This is a genomic window from Paenibacillus sp. Marseille-P2973 (assembly GCF_018101095.1).
GTDB lineage: Bacteria > Bacillota > Bacilli > Paenibacillales > Paenibacillaceae > Fontibacillus > Fontibacillus vini.
Genome location: NZ_JAGQEH010000002.1, coordinates 203,675 through 219,930 on the forward strand (window position 1 = coordinate 203,675; position 16,256 = coordinate 219,930).

Genomic DNA, 16,256 nt, shown 5'->3' on the forward strand with positions numbered 1-16,256 from the left:
ATAAGCCTTCGAAACTTATTAAAGAGATCTCACCTTATGAATACTTTCTAGATCATAAAAATATACGAGGTTTGGCGGTCTAAACCTAATGGTTTCAATAAGATAAAGAGAAGTTTAAGTCGTCAAGATAAAGGAAGTGGCATCAGCACAATGACAAATCGAAACCTGTTGATTAAATTCAATAGATTCTCCGTAAATGAAGTTTTGGCGGAATGGGAAAAAGCCGATAAGTCAAAAGAGGTAGTAGTATTGGAATCCGCTAATTCGGATTGGTCTATAGAAGTGGACGGGATCCAAAATATTTCACACCAAGTATTTGAAACTTTTTTATTTAAGCTGGACGAATTCGATAATGAAGTGCAGCTATTTTGTAAAGAAGCCTATGAAAAAAGTAATTACGGTATAGAAAATTATTTAGTGACACTTGAGTGGATTTCAGTCCTTGAAAACTCGATCACAATGGGGTATTGGGGCGACCATGTAAATGTGGAACTGAGAGCCGTTATAGAATATGAAAATGGTGGATGGAAGCAGAAAGAGATCTATTATCAGTAGCGCACTATGAAGTTCTGTTCGGATTTTGGCCAAGAGGTTTACGAGTCCCGCCATGCCTGACTACAAATAAATACTCTTTGCTTCCTCGTTGAAATAATCAGTTATCTTTTTATACTTGGTTATGCCGATACGACGTTGCCGTAGAATCTTCTGAATAAAGATGGCATCGGTAAAAATGGTATTGATGATTTTTTCGCAAAAGGACGGAGTATGGTTGAAGTAATCCACCAGCTCATTAAGTTCATCAAAGTTAAAGAAAAGGATATACGTGACATAATTCTGCAACAGCATTCTAAAGCAATGATCTTGATAAGGGCTAGGTCGCTTAACAGATAAATAATCCTCCATTATTTTATAAACCTCTGATTTATTATCCAGATTCTTATATATCAGTTGATCAACGTTGTTGATGAGCTGTAATACATCCTCCAAACCTTCTTCCGGCGGCATGACCAGCTTGGATTTTCCCTCGATAATTCGTAGCAGCTCCATCGTTAAACTTTTGCACAAAACGATTTCCCGAGGGGAAATGCCGATCTGATCCTTATACTTGTCGAAATGGTCTCGGTAGTAATCATGAAATTCAGAAAAATAGTGTTCCACCCTGATCCCTGTGCTCGTATGAATTAAGTCCTGCTCACGAAATGAAAAGGAGTTGAGGGTTTCCTCATTAACCGGATGCGTATAGAGATAGAAAAAGAAGAAAAAGTCTCTAAGCTCAGCTTGTTGTTCTTCATTTAATGCGGTAACACCAGTCAATTGGGATAACTGAAAAAAAGAATAACTCTTCATAAAGTCATTCATAGCATTGTATGGGTTGATCTTCATAATTGACGTTGTCGTATTCATCGTAAACAACAGGTAGTAGAAGATTAGCTCATCGTATACATTTAACTGAGTAAAGCTCTTCGATAGTACGGGTTTCCAGTCAGGATTTGCCGTGTAATTGGGATCCCTCGGTTGTAATTCAGAGATCCATCCGCTGAACGATTCTTTCTCATTGCCGATCAAGAACAGCTCTGAACTCTCATCTTCACATAAGCCATACTCGAAGCAGTCCATGTGAACGGGTGTTAATTTTCTATTGAATTTTATATTAATATATTCATCATATAGCGACTGAAGCATCATAGCTCTGATCCCTCGATTCATTGATAAATAGAATTCAATAACACGCTATTGAAATTATACATCAACTCTGCCGCGGACTTGCTACTATATTCATTCTGATGTAAGTAATTTTCATCCTTACCATGGATCCAGTTTACACATTTTTCTCATACATTTGTAGGGAAAAGTGATAAATCCAATCCTATGTTTGATTGGGGGAAATTCTATGAGAAAGACGGGAAAATATCACTTCCATTTTCTATTCAAGTGCACCACTCTTTTATAGATGGCTTTCATGTAGGGAAATTTGTTGAGCATATACAGAAACAGCTATATAATTGCTAAATTTTATGTATGTAGTAACTCATGAATAAACTGAAGATTGCAATTTAAGAAACGGTGGAGAGACGTATGGGAAACTTCATCGTTAGTTATGAAGTATATTCATGCCGGCAATGGACAAAGCTTTAGGTTAAGTTTCCTATATGGGAGGTCAGCGCTTCATGAAATTCGAACTTGGACGTTGCTTACTGAATGAACGATTAATGGAATCCGGAAAATCAGCGGAATGTCTGGCAAAAGACTTACTAATAAAACCGGAACGAGTTTACGACTTTATTGAAAACAAAAGATTGATGCCGCTCAAAATGGCCATATCGATTGCCGACTCCATTGGTTGTGAAATTCGTGACCTTTATGAGATAATTCCGAACGATACTGCATAAGAACGATGACTCAATTGGGGAAATTGTATAAAATAATAAGGTTATATTATAATACAATTATATAAGCATATAATTACATAATTGGAGGTGACCAGATGGATACATTGGACACTATGGCAGAGACATTTAAACTTCTTAGCGATAAAACCAGACTTACCATTCTTTCGTTACTAAAAGAGAGAGAATTATGCGTCTGTAATATTGTAGATATGCTGCAAATGTCTCAACCAAGTATAAGTCAGCACCTTCGTAAAATGAAAGCTGGGGGACTGGTGAGTGAAAGTCGAAGAGGTAAGTGGACTTACTATGCCTTAACAATCGATGATAAGCCATTTGTAAATGAAATTCTTAGTCACATACCATCCCAATCTTCTAAAATTGAATGGCTTGATAATCAGGAATCAGTTTGCGATTAATGTTGCTTTATACGCGTTAAATTGGTACAAAATTTAATTACTCGTCTAAGATCCCCGTCGTTTTTCGAACGGGGCTTATATGTCGTTAAGGAGTCAATGTTGAATCATTGATGAAAGTGATCAACACCACGCATAAACATATAATTATTTACTTATATAATAATGTATGTATAATTTAAATTATAATACAACAATGATACTGAATGATGGGGAGCGTAGCGAAATGAGTCAAGGATCAACAAAAAGGTTATCCTTTCTGGATCGTTATTTGACTTTTTGGATCTTTGGAGCCATGGGTGTTGGCCTGATACTGGCTACATTAATTCCTAATTTCTCCGAAGTTTTATCTAAAATGCAGGTCGGAACAACCTCAATCCCAATAGCCTTCGGACTAATCGTAATGATGTATCCACCTCTAGCTAAAGTAAAGTACGAAAAACTAGGGCGAGTTTTCAAGGATTGGAAAGTTCTTTTGCTGTCCCTAGTCCAAAACTGGATTATTGGACCGATTTTAATGTTTTTGTTAGCCATTCTTTTTTTGAGTGATATGCCTGAATATATGATCGGATTGATCATGATCGGTCTTGCGAGATGTATTGCAATGGTACTGGTATGGAGTGACTTAGCAAAAGGGGATCCTGAATATACTGCAGGTCTTGTCGCATTTAATTCCATCTTTCAAATTTTGTTTTACTCTGTATTTACGTATGTTTTTATTACCGTCCTACCTGGGTGGTTTGGTGTTCAAGGCGCTGAAGTGGATATATCCATGGGGCAAATAGCCAAAAGTGTTTTGATTTATCTGGGTATTCCATTTCTTGCTGGATTGTTGTCGCGAATTATTGGTATCAAAGTCAAGGGAAAAGAGTGGTATGAGAAGGTGTTCATTCCAAAAATCAGCCCATTAGCCTTAATTGCATTGTTATTTACTATCGTCTTAATGTTTTCACTTAAAGCTGATCTGATTATTACCTTGCCACTTGATGTCGTTAGAATAGCAATTCCCATGGTCATATATTTTGTTGTGATGTTTTTGTTGTCGTTCTTGATTTCAAAAAAATCAGGCACATCTTATCCGGTAGCTTCGTCTCTGTCATTTACCGCAGCTAGTAATAACTTTGAACTAGCAATTGCAGTTGCGATTGGCGTGTTTGGATTGGAATCAGGTGTAGCATTTGCCGCGGTTATTGGGCCCTTAGTTGAAGTTCCAGTCTTAATCGCACTGGTTAATGTTTCGCTACGTATCAAAAGCAAATATTTTGATTCTTCATTATCAGGAGAATAAAGGAGACTAGATGACAATGGAAAAAAAGACGATTTATTTCTTATGCACAGGAAACTCATGCCGCAGCCAAATGGCCGAAGGATGGGCAAAAAAACACTTAGGAGACAACTGGAATATCTATAGCGCTGGCATTGAAGCCCATGGGCTGAATCCGAATGCCGTCAAAGCTATGAATGAAGTAGGGATAGATATTTCCCAACAAACATCCGATATAATCGACCACCAAATACTAAACAGTGCAGATTTAGTAGTTACCTTGTGTGGGGATGCGGCAGATAAATGTCCAATTACTCCTCCAACCGTGCGTCGTGAACATTGGGGATTTGATGATCCGGCAAAAGCACAAGGAACGGATACTGAAAAATGGGCTGTATTTCAAAATGTCCGGGATCAAATTGGAGAACGCATCAAGAAGTTCGCTGAAACTGGAGAATAAATATATGCTAAGCCGAGAGTTTGCTTCTCGGCTTATAAAACTGATACAATTTTCCCATCAAATAAAATTGATTTGTATGAGAAGGTGAAATCATTGAACCATTCAACTATTGATGATGCAATGCTCAGTAAATACGAGCAAAAATTCAATGCTCTCTCCGATAAGAATCGGTTAAAAATAATCCATGAATTAAACAAAAAAGGGAAGGTTTGCGTTTGTGAATTGACTGACCTTCTTGATTTGCCTCAATCTAAGCTTTCTTACCATTTGAAAATACTATTAGATGCAGAGTTGATTTTAATGGATCGAATCGGTAAGTGGAATTACTATGAATTAAACAATAATGAAATCCAGAATTTAATTTCTGGAGAGCTCTGCTGTGTATTTTTACAACAATAATATTCTGTTTTTTTAACATATACATCAAAAAAAATTGATGCGATGAAATGCTAAAAGCTGTTTAAAATGTATGAAAGAAGGGTCCGGAGATGGCTTCATTAAATCAGGAATTTGTGAACTTGATCATCGAACAACATTTGAATCGTGAAATTCTTAAAGGTCAATTTGGGTTAGAAAAGGAGAACGTAAGAGTTGACCAAGACGGCAACCTTGCCTTAACCCCTCACCCTGCGGTGTTTGGCGACAAAAACGAAAATCCTTACATCAAAACCGACTTTTCTGAAAGCCAAGTTGAACTGATTACTCCGCCATTCAATACTATAGAAGAAGCGTTCTCTTTCCTTGAAGCGCTACAAGATATTGTTACTCAGGAATTGACGGATGAATATTTATGGCCCAGCAGCAATCCGCCGGCATTGCCTTGCGAAGAAGAAATTCCTATCGCTCATATGAACGATCCGTTCGAAGACCAATACCGAATCGAGTTAGCTAAAAAATATGGCCGAAAAAGACAATTGCTCAGCGGGATTCATTTCAATTTTTCGTTTGATGATGGATTTCTACGAAAGTTATATGAAGTATCCAAAAGCCATGATGAATTCAAGACGTTCAAAGATCAATTATATCTAAAAGTAGCGAGAAATACGCTGAAATACCGCTGGCTGCTCATTTTTCTAACAGGCGCTAGCCCGGTATTCAGTAAGTCTTACATTGAACAATGCGTATCCTTAAGCGATCATTTAGATACCGAGAGCCGTTTTTTTCCTAATATGAATTCACTTCGAAACAGTGTGTGCGGATATCGGAACGAAAAACCGTACTATGTTTCATTTAACTCCATTCATGAATATATTCAGGATCTGCAATATTTGGTTCAATCCAAGGATCTGCTGAGTGCGAAAGAGTATTATAGTCCCGTTCGAATCAAGTCGGCAAAAGGGGATAATCAACTGCAAAGCCTTCTTGAAAACGGAATTGATTATCTTGAACTTCGCATGTTCGATCTAAATCCACTTTATAAAAATGGGATAAGTCTTCAATCCATGAAATTCATTCACTTATTCCTGATATATATGTTGCTTAAAGAAGATGAGCCGTTTAACAAGGAAGAACAACACAAGGCGAATCTCAATGTGGATACCCTTATGATCCAGGGCATTTGCGGTAAATGGGGCGGGAGCGATTCTTCAGCAACAATGCAAGAAAGGGCGCTGGAACTCCTTAATAACATGCAAGAAATGATGAAGACGATATTTCCGGAAAGTCAGCAACAAGTCGATTTGATCGAGGATCAAAGAAAAGTTATATTCAATCCTGATCTTGGTTTTGCGTCTATCTTGAAATCTGAAATCAATGGGTCAAATTTCTTGCAATATCATCTAACTAAAGCTAAGGAATATGCAAAACAAAGCATAGAAACAGGCTATAAGTTTGCCGGATTTGAAGATTTGGAACTGTCGACACAGTTACTATTAAAAGCAGCGGTCAAACGTGGAATCCATTTTGAGATCATGGATCGCGATGAAAACTTCATCCTTCTACAAAAAGGAGACCATAAGGAGTACGTTAAGCAAGCAACCAAGACATCGTTAGACTCGTTCAGTACAGTACTGATTATGGAGAATAAAATCGTTACTAAACAAGTTTTGAGGGGGCAAGGGATTCAAGTACCTGAAGGTACTTCATACCGAAATATTGACGATGCAATTCATGATTATGAAATGTACCGGGAGAAACAAATAGTAATAAAACCAAAGTCGACGAACTTCGGACTTGGCATCACGATTTTCACTAACCAGTTCACTAAGGAAGATTTCGAGCAAGCATTTAAAATAGCGTTTGAACATGATCGAACCGTACTGCTTGAAGAATTCGTGATGGGGAAGGAGTATCGATTCCTGGTCATGGGTAATGAAGTCGTCGGTATTCTACATCGGGTACCTGCTAACATCATTGGTGACGGAATCTCTACAATCGAGCAGTTAATCCATGATAAGAACAAAGATCCGTTAAGAGGGAAGGGATATAAAACTCCACTTGAAAAGATTCAGTTAGGCGAAGCCGAGAAGATGTTTTTAAAAAATCAATCCAAGAGTCTTATCGATGTTCCTGACAAAGGAGAGACCGTGTATTTAAGAGAAAACTCCAATATTAGTACCGGTGGGGACAGCATTGATTTTACGGACGAAATCGATGCAAGTTATAAGCGGATCGCAGTTCTCGCCGCCAAGGCTTCCGGTGCTACATTTTGTGGCGTAGACATGATGATAAAAGATATTAACGTTGAAGCAACGCATCAGAATTACAGCATCATCGAGATTAATTTTAATCCGGCCATTCACATTCATTGTTACCCATATCAAGGTGTTAATCGAAAAGCGGATGATAAAATACTCGATTTGCTTTTCGGAAATAGATCGTAAGTTATGCCACCGACATTAGATCGGTGGCTATTTAAAATATATTGTTAAATTTTAGTATAATAGATTCAGGTGGAATTAATACAAGCCGAGATGGAGGGATAATCATGAGCGACGAAAACACGACAGGATGGGATGCAATTGAAGAAGCGGTAACAAAACTATACGGGGAACAGAAACCGAAGCATTATATTAACTCACTTCCTTATTTTCTTGGAGGTCAAGATCCCTTGGCTGGTCTAAGTGCTTATAAAGCGGAAAAGCCTTTACCGCACTGGCATATTGTAACCTTTGGTTTCTCCGAGCTCTATGAGAAGGAATCGAAAGATCTTAACTTTAGCGGTTATGGATTTGAACTTACTTTTCGCGTGGTCCGCGGTAAGGACGAGGAGGAGCCTCCGGCATGGGCGATAAACCTGCTTCAAAATATGGCGCGATATGTATTTAACAGCGGTAATATATTTTCTGCAGGTGATTTTTTTGATGCAAATGGACCTATATGTTTGGGAGCCGATACAAAGCTGACTGCTCTTGCTTTTATACCCGATCCAGAGCTGGATGCATTGCATACGCCTAATGGATTCGTTGAGTTTCTTCAAGTGGTCGGGATCACGGAGGATGAGCTGGAAGCTATGAAAATATGGAGTACAGAAGGATTACTTGAAGCTGCAGAAGGAGAACTTCCGGGTTATGTTACCGACTTATCCCGTAATTCTGTTCTCCAAGTTCCAGCTGTTCAGGAAAGTGTTCAAGTAGGAATAGATCGTGATGGATCGGGCACCGGATTTTTATTTGTGGATCAATTGGCATGGGAATCGGGGAAGAGTGGTATCTTCAGTAAGAAGCCGTCTGTACTCACATTAGGAGCGAAGCAAGCCGGTACGATTGGAAAGCTGCTGCGCGGCCGTTTGCTTAAAGGTAAAGATTTGATTCTTATGAGCAGAGAGTTAAGCATAACCTTAGTGACCGCTTCATCGACCGGTTTTGAAATAGACGAGAACAAGATCACTGTGAAACTTGATGAAACGGTTGTCAACGAGCTGATACACAAACTTCAGTCGAAAGAAGGAGAACTTACTTTGTCTTCGAATAAAAATTTAATTCTGCGAGTCCTCAAAACATACATCAAGGATCAAGATGGAAATGTGGTATCTACAATCGGATAAAAAAACGATCGATATGATTAACAATTCTAAAAATAACAAGGAAAAAAAGCCCGCTTTGAAAGTGAGCCTTTTTCCTTGTTAGTCTTGGACTTGATTTGCAATTAGGTGGGGGGTGAACCGCTACACTTTTACTATATTGTCACTGACGAATCTGTTAGTTCGAAATACCATTCTAGAAAAGAGTTAAAGCTTTTCCATTGCGAATTCAATTTACCGGCAAAAAAATCTTCTAACTGCTGACCTAATCCTAAGCCTAACACTTCGTCTGTGTTCTTATTATAGAAAAAGCCGAACTCCCCATCAAAATTATCCAAAGGAATATATTCTTCAGGTAATTTTAAAACCGCGTGAGTCCGCTCCATGCCTAACCTATAATCTGAAGAGTTGACCATAAACCAACAAATCTGATAGATTTCACGTCGTCTATGAATGAAAGTCGGCCCGTCCTCTGCATGCAAATAGAATGCAGCAAAATCTGAATCCAAATCGATGCCTAACTTTATTAAAGCATTTTTATACTCTTCTAATATGTCTTCAAACCACCAGTTTTTGCTTTTGCAATAATTGACTACTTTTTCTGATAGCATCTCGACGGCTCCTCCAATATAAAAATAATATGACACCTAGGGGAAGTATTTTATTGCAGAGAATGATAGAGTAATTGTCTTCATTTATCTTAATTGGAAAAGAGGTTAAAAATCAATGAACAATAGCTATGTGATTTGGGGAACAGTGTTATTAATCCTGAGTTTGTTTCTCAATCCACTATTGGCGATTGTGGGGCTGGATGAAAGTTTGTTCGGATTGCATTTGCAAGGTGAAACGTTGTTTTCACTGAGTCCATTCTTAGTGCGGATTATTCTAGCAGTAATTGGGATTATCATGCTGATCATCGGCGGTATGCAAGTTGCAAAGCAGAAGAATAAATAGTTGAAAAATATTAGCCGTCGAATGGGATATGGACAGTTAAGTGAATTCGCATCGGACGTCGAAGCTTATCGAATTATTACTATGGATGATCGTGAAATATTTCATCCCGAACGTACTGATGAAGTCTACCTAAGCAAATTAACCTTTGATCAGGTATTTAACCATCCAACTGTTATTGGAGACAGATAAGAAACGTGCAATAAAAAGCAGTGCACACGATATCGAGCATATGAGCTATGCAGCGGGGACGGATCTTTTTGTCACCATGGATAAAAAGTTAAAGGAACGTTCGATGTTAATCTATCAAAGACTCGGTATTAGCACTGACGTTATGGACTGGGACCAATATAAGAATTACTTAGATTCCTTGGTTCGTAATAAAGTCCTGAACATTATTAATAGATGTTATCCAATAAAAATCTGTAGGATTTGTCCGGTAAAAATATGAATCTCTTTACTTAGACAATGATCGAGGCGTATAATCCGTTAAGACATCGAAGTGAGAAGAGGGAATGTGATTATGAATAACGGATTGATCAATGCTATTATCGCGTATATCATGTGGGGGATTCTCCCGCTTTATTGGAAGTTGTTTAACGATGTGCCAGCAGGCGAGATTCTGTCGCATCGGGTTGTCTGGTCGTTCGTCTTTATGGGGATTCTCGTCGCAATCCAGCGACGCTGGGGAGACATGAAGCGGATTGCGTCTAGCCGCTCGCTCCTGCTGTCGCTCACCGCCAGCGGACTGCTGATCGCTGCAAATTGGCTCATCTTCATTTGGGCTGTCAACAACGACCATGTCGTCGAGACAAGTCTCGGCTATTATTTGAACCCGTTGCTGAACGTGCTGCTTGCGGTTGTCTTCCTTCGTGAGAAGCCAAACCGTGGCCAATGGCTCGCGATTGCCATCGCCGGCGCCGCGGTGCTCATCATCGCCATCGACTACGGAAGATTCCCGTGGATCTCGATCTCACTGGCCGCAACGTTTGGCTTGTACGGCCTCGCGAAGAAGAAGATCGGACAAGACGCTACTGTAGGCCTGCTGTCGGAGACGGCTGTAGTCCTGCCAATTGCGCTCGGCTACTGGATCTACTTGGCCGCCGCGGGAAAGACGACGGCATGGACGCTACCCGCGTCCACATTCGTTGAACTGCTTCTTTCAGGCGTAGTAACAGCGCTGCCGCTGCTTTTCTTCGCGCGAGCAGCAGCCCGGATGTCTCTGTCCACGCTCGGCTTCGTACAATACATCGGACCGACGATCATGCTGTTACTGAGCATTTTCGTGTTCAAGGAATCGGTCTCGCCGGTTCTTCTCATCGGCTTCTCACTTATCTGGACAGCGCTTGTCGTATACGCCACGGCATCGGTTCGCGCCACGAAACTCGCGAAGGCGAGCTGACGGCAAGCCCGTCCATCCGGTAACTTCATATCAGCCATTTCCGCCCACTGGGGAGGAGGTGGCTGTTTTCTTTTTGTGGTCAAATTAACTAAATGGCTAACTTGAAAATACGTTCTGATGGAATATGGGTTGCATTATTGGAAAAGATAACATACAATATCAACATGTTAGTGATTGATCAATCACTAATTGTAGAGACAACCTCACCTTGAATAAGGTCAAACCATTCCCTTTGATCCTTGTTGTGGACCATTCATTTTTTTTCACTGACTCAGGTTTACTGATGTTATCCGTTAAGAACGTATCAATGGAGAAAAGTGTTTTAACCATAAATTAAGGTAGAGGCTCACTACAGATTTTCATTATCAATAATTGTGATTGATCAATCAATAACCAATTTACTAAGCTTGCAAATTGAAAGGAGACATCCCTATGAACCATTTGATTGTGTATGCCCATCCGAGAAAAGAAAGCTTTAACCATGCCATTCTAGAGACCACAGTCCGTAGCCTTCAGGAAAAAGGGCATGAAGTTGTCGTGCGCGATTTGTACGCGATGGAGTTTCAAGCCGTCATCAGTAGCAGTGAAATTTTGGGTGGAATCGGCGAGGACATTGAACAGGAGCAAGAATATTTGAAGTGGGCGGACGTCATCACTTTCATCTATCCAATATGGTGGACCGGATTACCTGCTATCGTCAAAGGCTATATTGAGCGTGTCTTTACTTACGGATTTGCCTACCGTTACGTGAATGGGGAGCAGAAGGGATTGCTGAAGGGCAAAAAAGTCGCCATTATTAACACGCAAGGGAAATCTCATGACCAGTATGCAGCCATTGGCATGGATAAGGCGCTACTATTAACTTCCGACAAAGGCATCTTTGAATATTGTGGCTTAGAAGTTTTGCACCATATATTTTTCGAGTCTGTACCGAGCTCGGACGAGATGACACGAACGGCTTGGTTGAAGCAGATCGAGGAGTTAATAGGTAAAGCGTAAGTATTAATATTATTGAAAAAATGGGTCCGGATTCTTCGTCCGTTTATTACGGAAAGATATTAGTTTCTCCAACTGTGCGCATTGAAATGATTCTTCGTCCTTAGTATAATAGTCTTTTATTGATCAAATCACCTTCGATAGGGAGGAACATGAAATGGGAAAATCCGATACTACATCGGTCAATAGAAAAGCGGATATTGTTTCCGCAGCGATCGAAGTATTCTCGGAATTAGGCTATTACCGGGCGACGACAGCACAGGTGGCGAAAAGGGCGAACATCTCCCAGCCTTATGTGTTCCGATTCTTCGCGACAAAGGAGCAGCTACTGTTGACAGCGATTGAGGTGTCCTGGACTCGGGTCATTGAATCGTTCCGTAAAATAGTGGAGACGGCGCCTTCCGAAACGCTTGAGCAGCTATTAATCCAAGAGTACGAGGGCATTCAGATGAAACACCAAAATGAGATGTTTTTGCAGTTACAAGCGCAGTGCATTCGGGAGGAAGCCATTCAAGAGGCGATGCGTGAAGGGTTTAAACAAGTACGAGAGATGGTCCTTAAGGCTTTTTACAACGCCGGCATAGCAAACCCTGAAGAGCGCACCATGCTGTTCCTTGCCCGTGGAATGCTGTGCAATGTCGCAGTGGCTATCGAAATGCCGGAATTGATGAAACGTTGAGGCAGAAATTAGTTTTAGATGATTAATAATTCCTAGTTAGTGATTGATCGATTAATTTTAGGTATACGGATTATGGTAAAGAACTGGTTCAACTATATTCGGCAGCAATATATCCTACGAGCTGTTGTTATTTGAGTTATTGACAGAATATAGCGCATATCTATATATTTAACTTAATTATTAATTACCAAATGCGATGAAGAGGACAAGTAGATCCGGAAACGCCGTTCAGAGAACTGCCGGTTGGTGCGAGGCAGCGGATATCCGAATCAAAAAATCACCTCAGAGCTGGCCCCCGAATTATAGTAGATGGGCCCGGGATTCTACCGTTACAAAGAAGCATCGTTGTTGGACGATGGCTAAGAGGGCGTTTATTATAAACGTCAATCAGGGTGGTAACGCGGAGCAGCTCCGTCCCTTAATGGGATGGGGCTTTTTTGCGTCTTCATAAATGTAATATTTAATTGGGGGGTTATCGAATGAGAAAATTGATCTTTGGGTAGGAATTAGTACAGTTCAACAGGCTTGGTTAAATTTCAGAAGTAAACTCTAGAGAATGAAAGGGTGATATTGCAATGCAATTCAAGTTGTATTCGAATGTGCATGAATTTTACAATGATACCTACGATGTGCTGATGCGTCATGAAGCACAAAATTTGATTCCTCTTGGCAATATCATAATTGGGCATGAAGGAAAAGACAAAACAGACTGGCGTGACCCTGTAAATTGGCTTATGGCAACTATTTCGGATGCAAACGGCATACAACTTACCGCCAATATGACACCGCCACACAACATTACGCTTTATGCAACAGACAACATAATTAACCCGGAAGCTATAAACTGTCTGATAGATCGGCTGAAGGACCGTGAAATTCCAGGTGTGATAACGGAAAAAACCTTGGCAGAGTATTTTGCCAAAGATTATACCTTGCGTAAGGGAATAACCTTTAAAACAACCATGAGCCAACGTATATATGAACTTACGGCAGTAAACCCGGACATTCCAAAGGTTGGTATCGTTCGATTGCTGGATGAAAAGGATATTCACTTTTTCCCATACTGGGCTGAAGCATTTTATGCAGCGGGGAGTTATGGCAAAACAGAAATGTCCATCCCGCAACATGCAGACCCATACCTCTACCGAATAGCATCGAAAAAACTCTATATTTTAGAGGACAACGGGATCCCCGTTTCTATGGCAGGATATACAAGGGAAATGCAGACGGCTATTGGCGTTGCGTTTGTATATACTCCTCCATATGAGCGCAGGAAGGGTTACGCTACTTCAATTGTGGCGCAAATGAGCCAACTTGCATTGGATAGAGGGTTTACTAAGTGCGTCTTATATACGGACTTAGCAAATCCCACATCAAATAGCATCTATCAAAAGATAGGCTATATGCCGATTTGCGATTCGCTCCAGCTAAAATTTGAATAGTAGAATGATGCGGACAGAATGCACATTGACTCATTTCGGTACAATTTGACATGCTGTCATAACCGTACGTAGCCATGCATATATATCCCCGTGAATGTAGGTATGGGAGGCGGATCAATGGACGGTAACAAAGCTAACAATCAGGCAAACGGTCGAAGCTGGCAGGGAGGCAATGCTCAATCACAATGGAATGCAAAGCAGTCGCCGGAACACCATTCGCAAACGGTAGGGGAACGGGGACCGATTCTGGAACAGGACAGCATGCTGCATGAAACACTTGAAACATTTGTCCACGAAAAGATTTTAGAGCGTCCGGTCCACGTTAAGGGGTTTGGTGCCTTGGGTTATTTTGAAACCCTTAACTCGATGGCCAATTATACGAACCTGTGCTTTTTGCAGCAGCCGGGACAAAGGGTACCTGTTACAGTTCGTTTCTCATTTGCGGTCAGTAACAAAGGGACACCAGATACATCCCGTAACGTGCGTGGTTTCTCGACGAAATTTTATACCGAGCATGGCGTCTTTGATCTGCTCTGTAATCATATCCCTGTGTTCCTCGTACGAGACCCGATCCGGTTCCCTGAGTCAATTCATGCTATTCTACCATCACCGGTCAACAATCTCATTGATCCGAATCGATTTTGGGGTTTCATTGCTACAGCACCAGAGGCAACCCATTTCGTTGTACGTCTATACTCGGACGAAGGGACGCTCAAAAGTTTCCGCCATATGCCAGGACACAGTGTTAACACCTATGTTTGGAAAAATGCACAGAACGCACGTTTCTACGTCAAATATCACTGGATTCCGCTGGCTGGGGAGCAATATATCGATGCGCAAGAAGCGGCTCGCTTGGCCTGCGAGAACCCGGATTATTCGGGTAAAGATCTGTATGACACGATTGCTAAAGGCACACCCGTCCAATACGGGCTATATGTGCAGTTGATGAACCCACAGGATGAGGCGACGCTGTCGTTCGATCCGCTGGATGACACGAAAGTGTGGGATGTGCGTCAATACCCGCTGCTGCCAGTTGGTCGACTCGTATTGGATAAGAACCCCACTAATTATCAGGAGCAGGTCGAGAAGCTGGCATTCTCCCCGTCAAATCTTCTTGATGGTGCCGAGCTGTCCGATGATAAAATGCTGCAAGGCCGCAGTAATATTTATTGGGATTCACAGCGGCATCGCCTTGGATCGGATTTCCGCAAAATTCCGATTAACCATCAAGCAAACTGGTCACCGACTGATCAGGTAACGAGCGGGGCAGGGCGCTATGTTGCCGGCCGGCTCGTTCGATCCGAAATACCGAATGCCGATAATTTCACGCAAGCGGGACAATTCTACCAATCGCTCACACAGGTTCAGCAGGATCATCTTGTTCAGAACCTCGCCGGTGATTTATCGGCGGCTTCTCCTGAGATTCAGAGGGTTGTGTTAGGCTATTTATACCAGGCTGATGCAACATTAGCCGAAAGGGTAGGACGACAAATCGCCGCACCGAAGAAGGGATGATTCGCGGAATTACATGAAGGTGAAGGAGGTCAACCCATCCATAGGTTGACCTTTTTTGTCGAGGAACAAGAAGATATCTAAACAGGAAATGTTATATGCGCGGATCCTAGCCTCGAAATTTGTGAGAATAAAACAGTCATATCTGTTGGTGATAAATCGAAATCTCGTTGAATCCAAAATTGTATTGTCCCGACATAGGCTGAAGCAAGATAAGCAAATAAGTATTTTTGTTTCACAGGAATATCCGCTGACTTCATCTGTTGATGATTTGCGCGATAGGCATTAATAAACTGTTGATTGATTAGCTCAGTCATTTGAAATGAAATATTAGTGTCGCCTCCAAAACCCATGAATATTTTGAAAAATTGTTTTTCTTCAAGGACGTACTCGAATGGGCGTACAAAACCTGAAGGGGGATCCATAAAGGGCTTCGTGGTTTCACGAGTGTGGCCAAGCTTCTTTATAATGTTGTTAAATTGTTCCAATATCTCATTTTTATACAGTTCATAAAAATCATGAATGTCCTGATAGTGCAAATAAAATGTCCCTCTATTTAGTCCGGCTGTATCCGTCAGTTCTTTTACAGTGATGCTTTTCAGTGGTTTTTCGGAAGCCAAATCAAGCAAAACTTTTCTTAAAAGTGTACGAGTCCTAAGAACCCTTCGGTCAATTTTTTCATTCACAGCGATACCTTCTCCTATACAAAATAGTAACTTTACTTATCATTTTATAACTTGCCGTTGATTAATGAACATTACGATTATTTGTGATCATCGATTTTTT

The 16,256-nt window shown here is 40.9% G+C and carries 17 protein-coding genes, 1 pseudogene and 1 other annotated feature; of the genes and pseudogenes, 15 read left to right on the forward strand and 3 right to left on the reverse strand.

The features are described from left to right. Positions 1-150: 150 nt before the first annotated feature. On the forward strand, positions 151-555 hold the full coding sequence (locus tag KB559_RS04415; RefSeq protein ID WP_211020505.1) for a hypothetical protein: 405 nt from the start codon (positions 151-153) through the stop codon (positions 553-555). 60 nt (positions 556-615) lie between these two features. Here the strand turns inward: KB559_RS04415 and KB559_RS04420 are convergent, their stop codons facing one another. Beyond that, positions 616-1,686, reverse strand: a complete 1,071-nt coding sequence (locus KB559_RS04420; protein WP_211020506.1) for a hypothetical protein — start codon at positions 1,684-1,686, stop codon at positions 616-618. A 123-nt stretch (positions 1,687-1,809) separates the two neighbouring features. On the opposite strand from KB559_RS04420, the pseudogene KB559_RS25555 reads away from it, so the two are divergent. The 8 genes and pseudogenes from KB559_RS25555 to KB559_RS04460 form a co-directional block, all read left to right on the forward strand. Next, positions 1,810-2,010, forward strand: a pseudogene (locus KB559_RS25555) (CatA-like O-acetyltransferase); the annotation flags it as partial. A 158-nt stretch (positions 2,011-2,168) separates the two neighbouring features. Further along, the gene (locus KB559_RS04430; RefSeq protein ID WP_211020507.1) at positions 2,169-2,390 is read left to right on the forward strand and encodes an XRE family transcriptional regulator; all 222 of its coding nucleotides are present in this window, start codon (positions 2,169-2,171) and stop codon (positions 2,388-2,390) included. 95 nt (positions 2,391-2,485) lie between these two features. Beyond that, entirely contained in the window at positions 2,486-2,806 is a 321-nt protein-coding gene (locus KB559_RS04435; protein WP_211020508.1) for an ArsR/SmtB family transcription factor, read from the forward strand. Positions 2,807-3,029: 223 nt separating this feature from the next. Beyond that, positions 3,030-4,091, forward strand: coding sequence for an ACR3 family arsenite efflux transporter (gene arsB, locus KB559_RS04440; RefSeq protein ID WP_211020509.1), 1,062 nt, complete (start codon positions 3,030-3,032; stop codon positions 4,089-4,091). A gap of 16 nt (positions 4,092-4,107) precedes the next feature. Then, complete coding sequence (arsC, locus tag KB559_RS04445) at positions 4,108-4,527, forward strand: arsenate reductase (thioredoxin) (protein WP_211020510.1); 420 nt, start codon at positions 4,108-4,110, stop codon at positions 4,525-4,527. A gap of 93 nt (positions 4,528-4,620) precedes the next feature. Continuing rightward, positions 4,621-4,926, forward strand: coding sequence for an ArsR/SmtB family transcription factor (locus KB559_RS04450; RefSeq protein ID WP_282103121.1), 306 nt, complete (start codon positions 4,621-4,623; stop codon positions 4,924-4,926). Positions 4,927-5,015: 89 nt separating this feature from the next. Beyond that, positions 5,016-7,349: a bifunctional glutamate--cysteine ligase GshA/glutathione synthetase GshB gene (gshAB, locus tag KB559_RS04455; protein WP_211020511.1), complete on the forward strand. Its 2,334-nt coding sequence runs from the start codon at positions 5,016-5,018 to the stop codon at positions 7,347-7,349. Between the two features lie 104 nt (positions 7,350-7,453). Continuing rightward, positions 7,454-8,512: a suppressor of fused domain protein gene (locus KB559_RS04460; protein ID WP_211020512.1), complete on the forward strand. Its 1,059-nt coding sequence runs from the start codon at positions 7,454-7,456 to the stop codon at positions 8,510-8,512. 131 nt (positions 8,513-8,643) lie between these two features. Here the strand turns inward: KB559_RS04460 and KB559_RS04465 are convergent, their stop codons facing one another. Beyond that, positions 8,644-9,099 (reverse strand): hypothetical protein, encoded by a 456-nt coding sequence (locus KB559_RS04465; protein WP_211020513.1) that lies wholly within the window; start codon positions 9,097-9,099, stop codon positions 8,644-8,646. Between the two features lie 115 nt (positions 9,100-9,214). Between KB559_RS04465 and KB559_RS04470 the strand changes: the two genes are divergently transcribed. The 6 genes from KB559_RS04470 (at position 9,215) to KB559_RS04495 (ending at position 15,473) form a co-directional block, all read left to right on the forward strand. Next, a complete protein-coding gene (locus KB559_RS04470; protein ID WP_211020514.1) occupies positions 9,215-9,442 on the forward strand; it encodes a hypothetical protein in 228 nt (75 codons plus the stop codon). Positions 9,443-9,962: 520 nt separating this feature from the next. Next, a complete protein-coding gene (rarD, locus tag KB559_RS04475) occupies positions 9,963-10,841 on the forward strand; it encodes an EamA family transporter RarD (protein ID WP_211020515.1) in 879 nt (292 codons plus the stop codon). 432 nt (positions 10,842-11,273) lie between these two features. Beyond that, entirely contained in the window at positions 11,274-11,840 is a 567-nt protein-coding gene (locus tag KB559_RS04480) for an NAD(P)H-dependent oxidoreductase (protein ID WP_211020516.1), read from the forward strand. A 154-nt stretch (positions 11,841-11,994) separates the two neighbouring features. Continuing rightward, the gene (locus KB559_RS04485) at positions 11,995-12,516 is read left to right on the forward strand and encodes a TetR/AcrR family transcriptional regulator (protein WP_211020517.1); all 522 of its coding nucleotides are present in this window, start codon (positions 11,995-11,997) and stop codon (positions 12,514-12,516) included. Positions 12,517-12,703: 187 nt separating this feature from the next. Beyond that, positions 12,704-12,938 (forward strand) — a binding site (T-box leader). A gap of 153 nt (positions 12,939-13,091) precedes the next feature. Continuing rightward, positions 13,092-13,958 carry a GNAT family N-acetyltransferase gene (locus tag KB559_RS04490; protein WP_211020518.1) on the forward strand — a complete coding sequence of 289 codons (867 nt, stop codon included), beginning with the start codon at positions 13,092-13,094 and terminating at the stop codon, positions 13,956-13,958. A gap of 117 nt (positions 13,959-14,075) precedes the next feature. Next, the gene (locus KB559_RS04495) at positions 14,076-15,473 is read left to right on the forward strand and encodes a catalase (protein WP_211020519.1); all 1,398 of its coding nucleotides are present in this window, start codon (positions 14,076-14,078) and stop codon (positions 15,471-15,473) included. 77 nt (positions 15,474-15,550) lie between these two features. On the opposite strand, the gene KB559_RS04500 is transcribed toward KB559_RS04495, so the two are convergent. Then, positions 15,551-16,156, reverse strand: coding sequence for a TetR/AcrR family transcriptional regulator (locus KB559_RS04500; protein WP_211020520.1), 606 nt, complete (start codon positions 16,154-16,156; stop codon positions 15,551-15,553). Positions 16,157-16,256 lie beyond the last annotated feature (100 nt).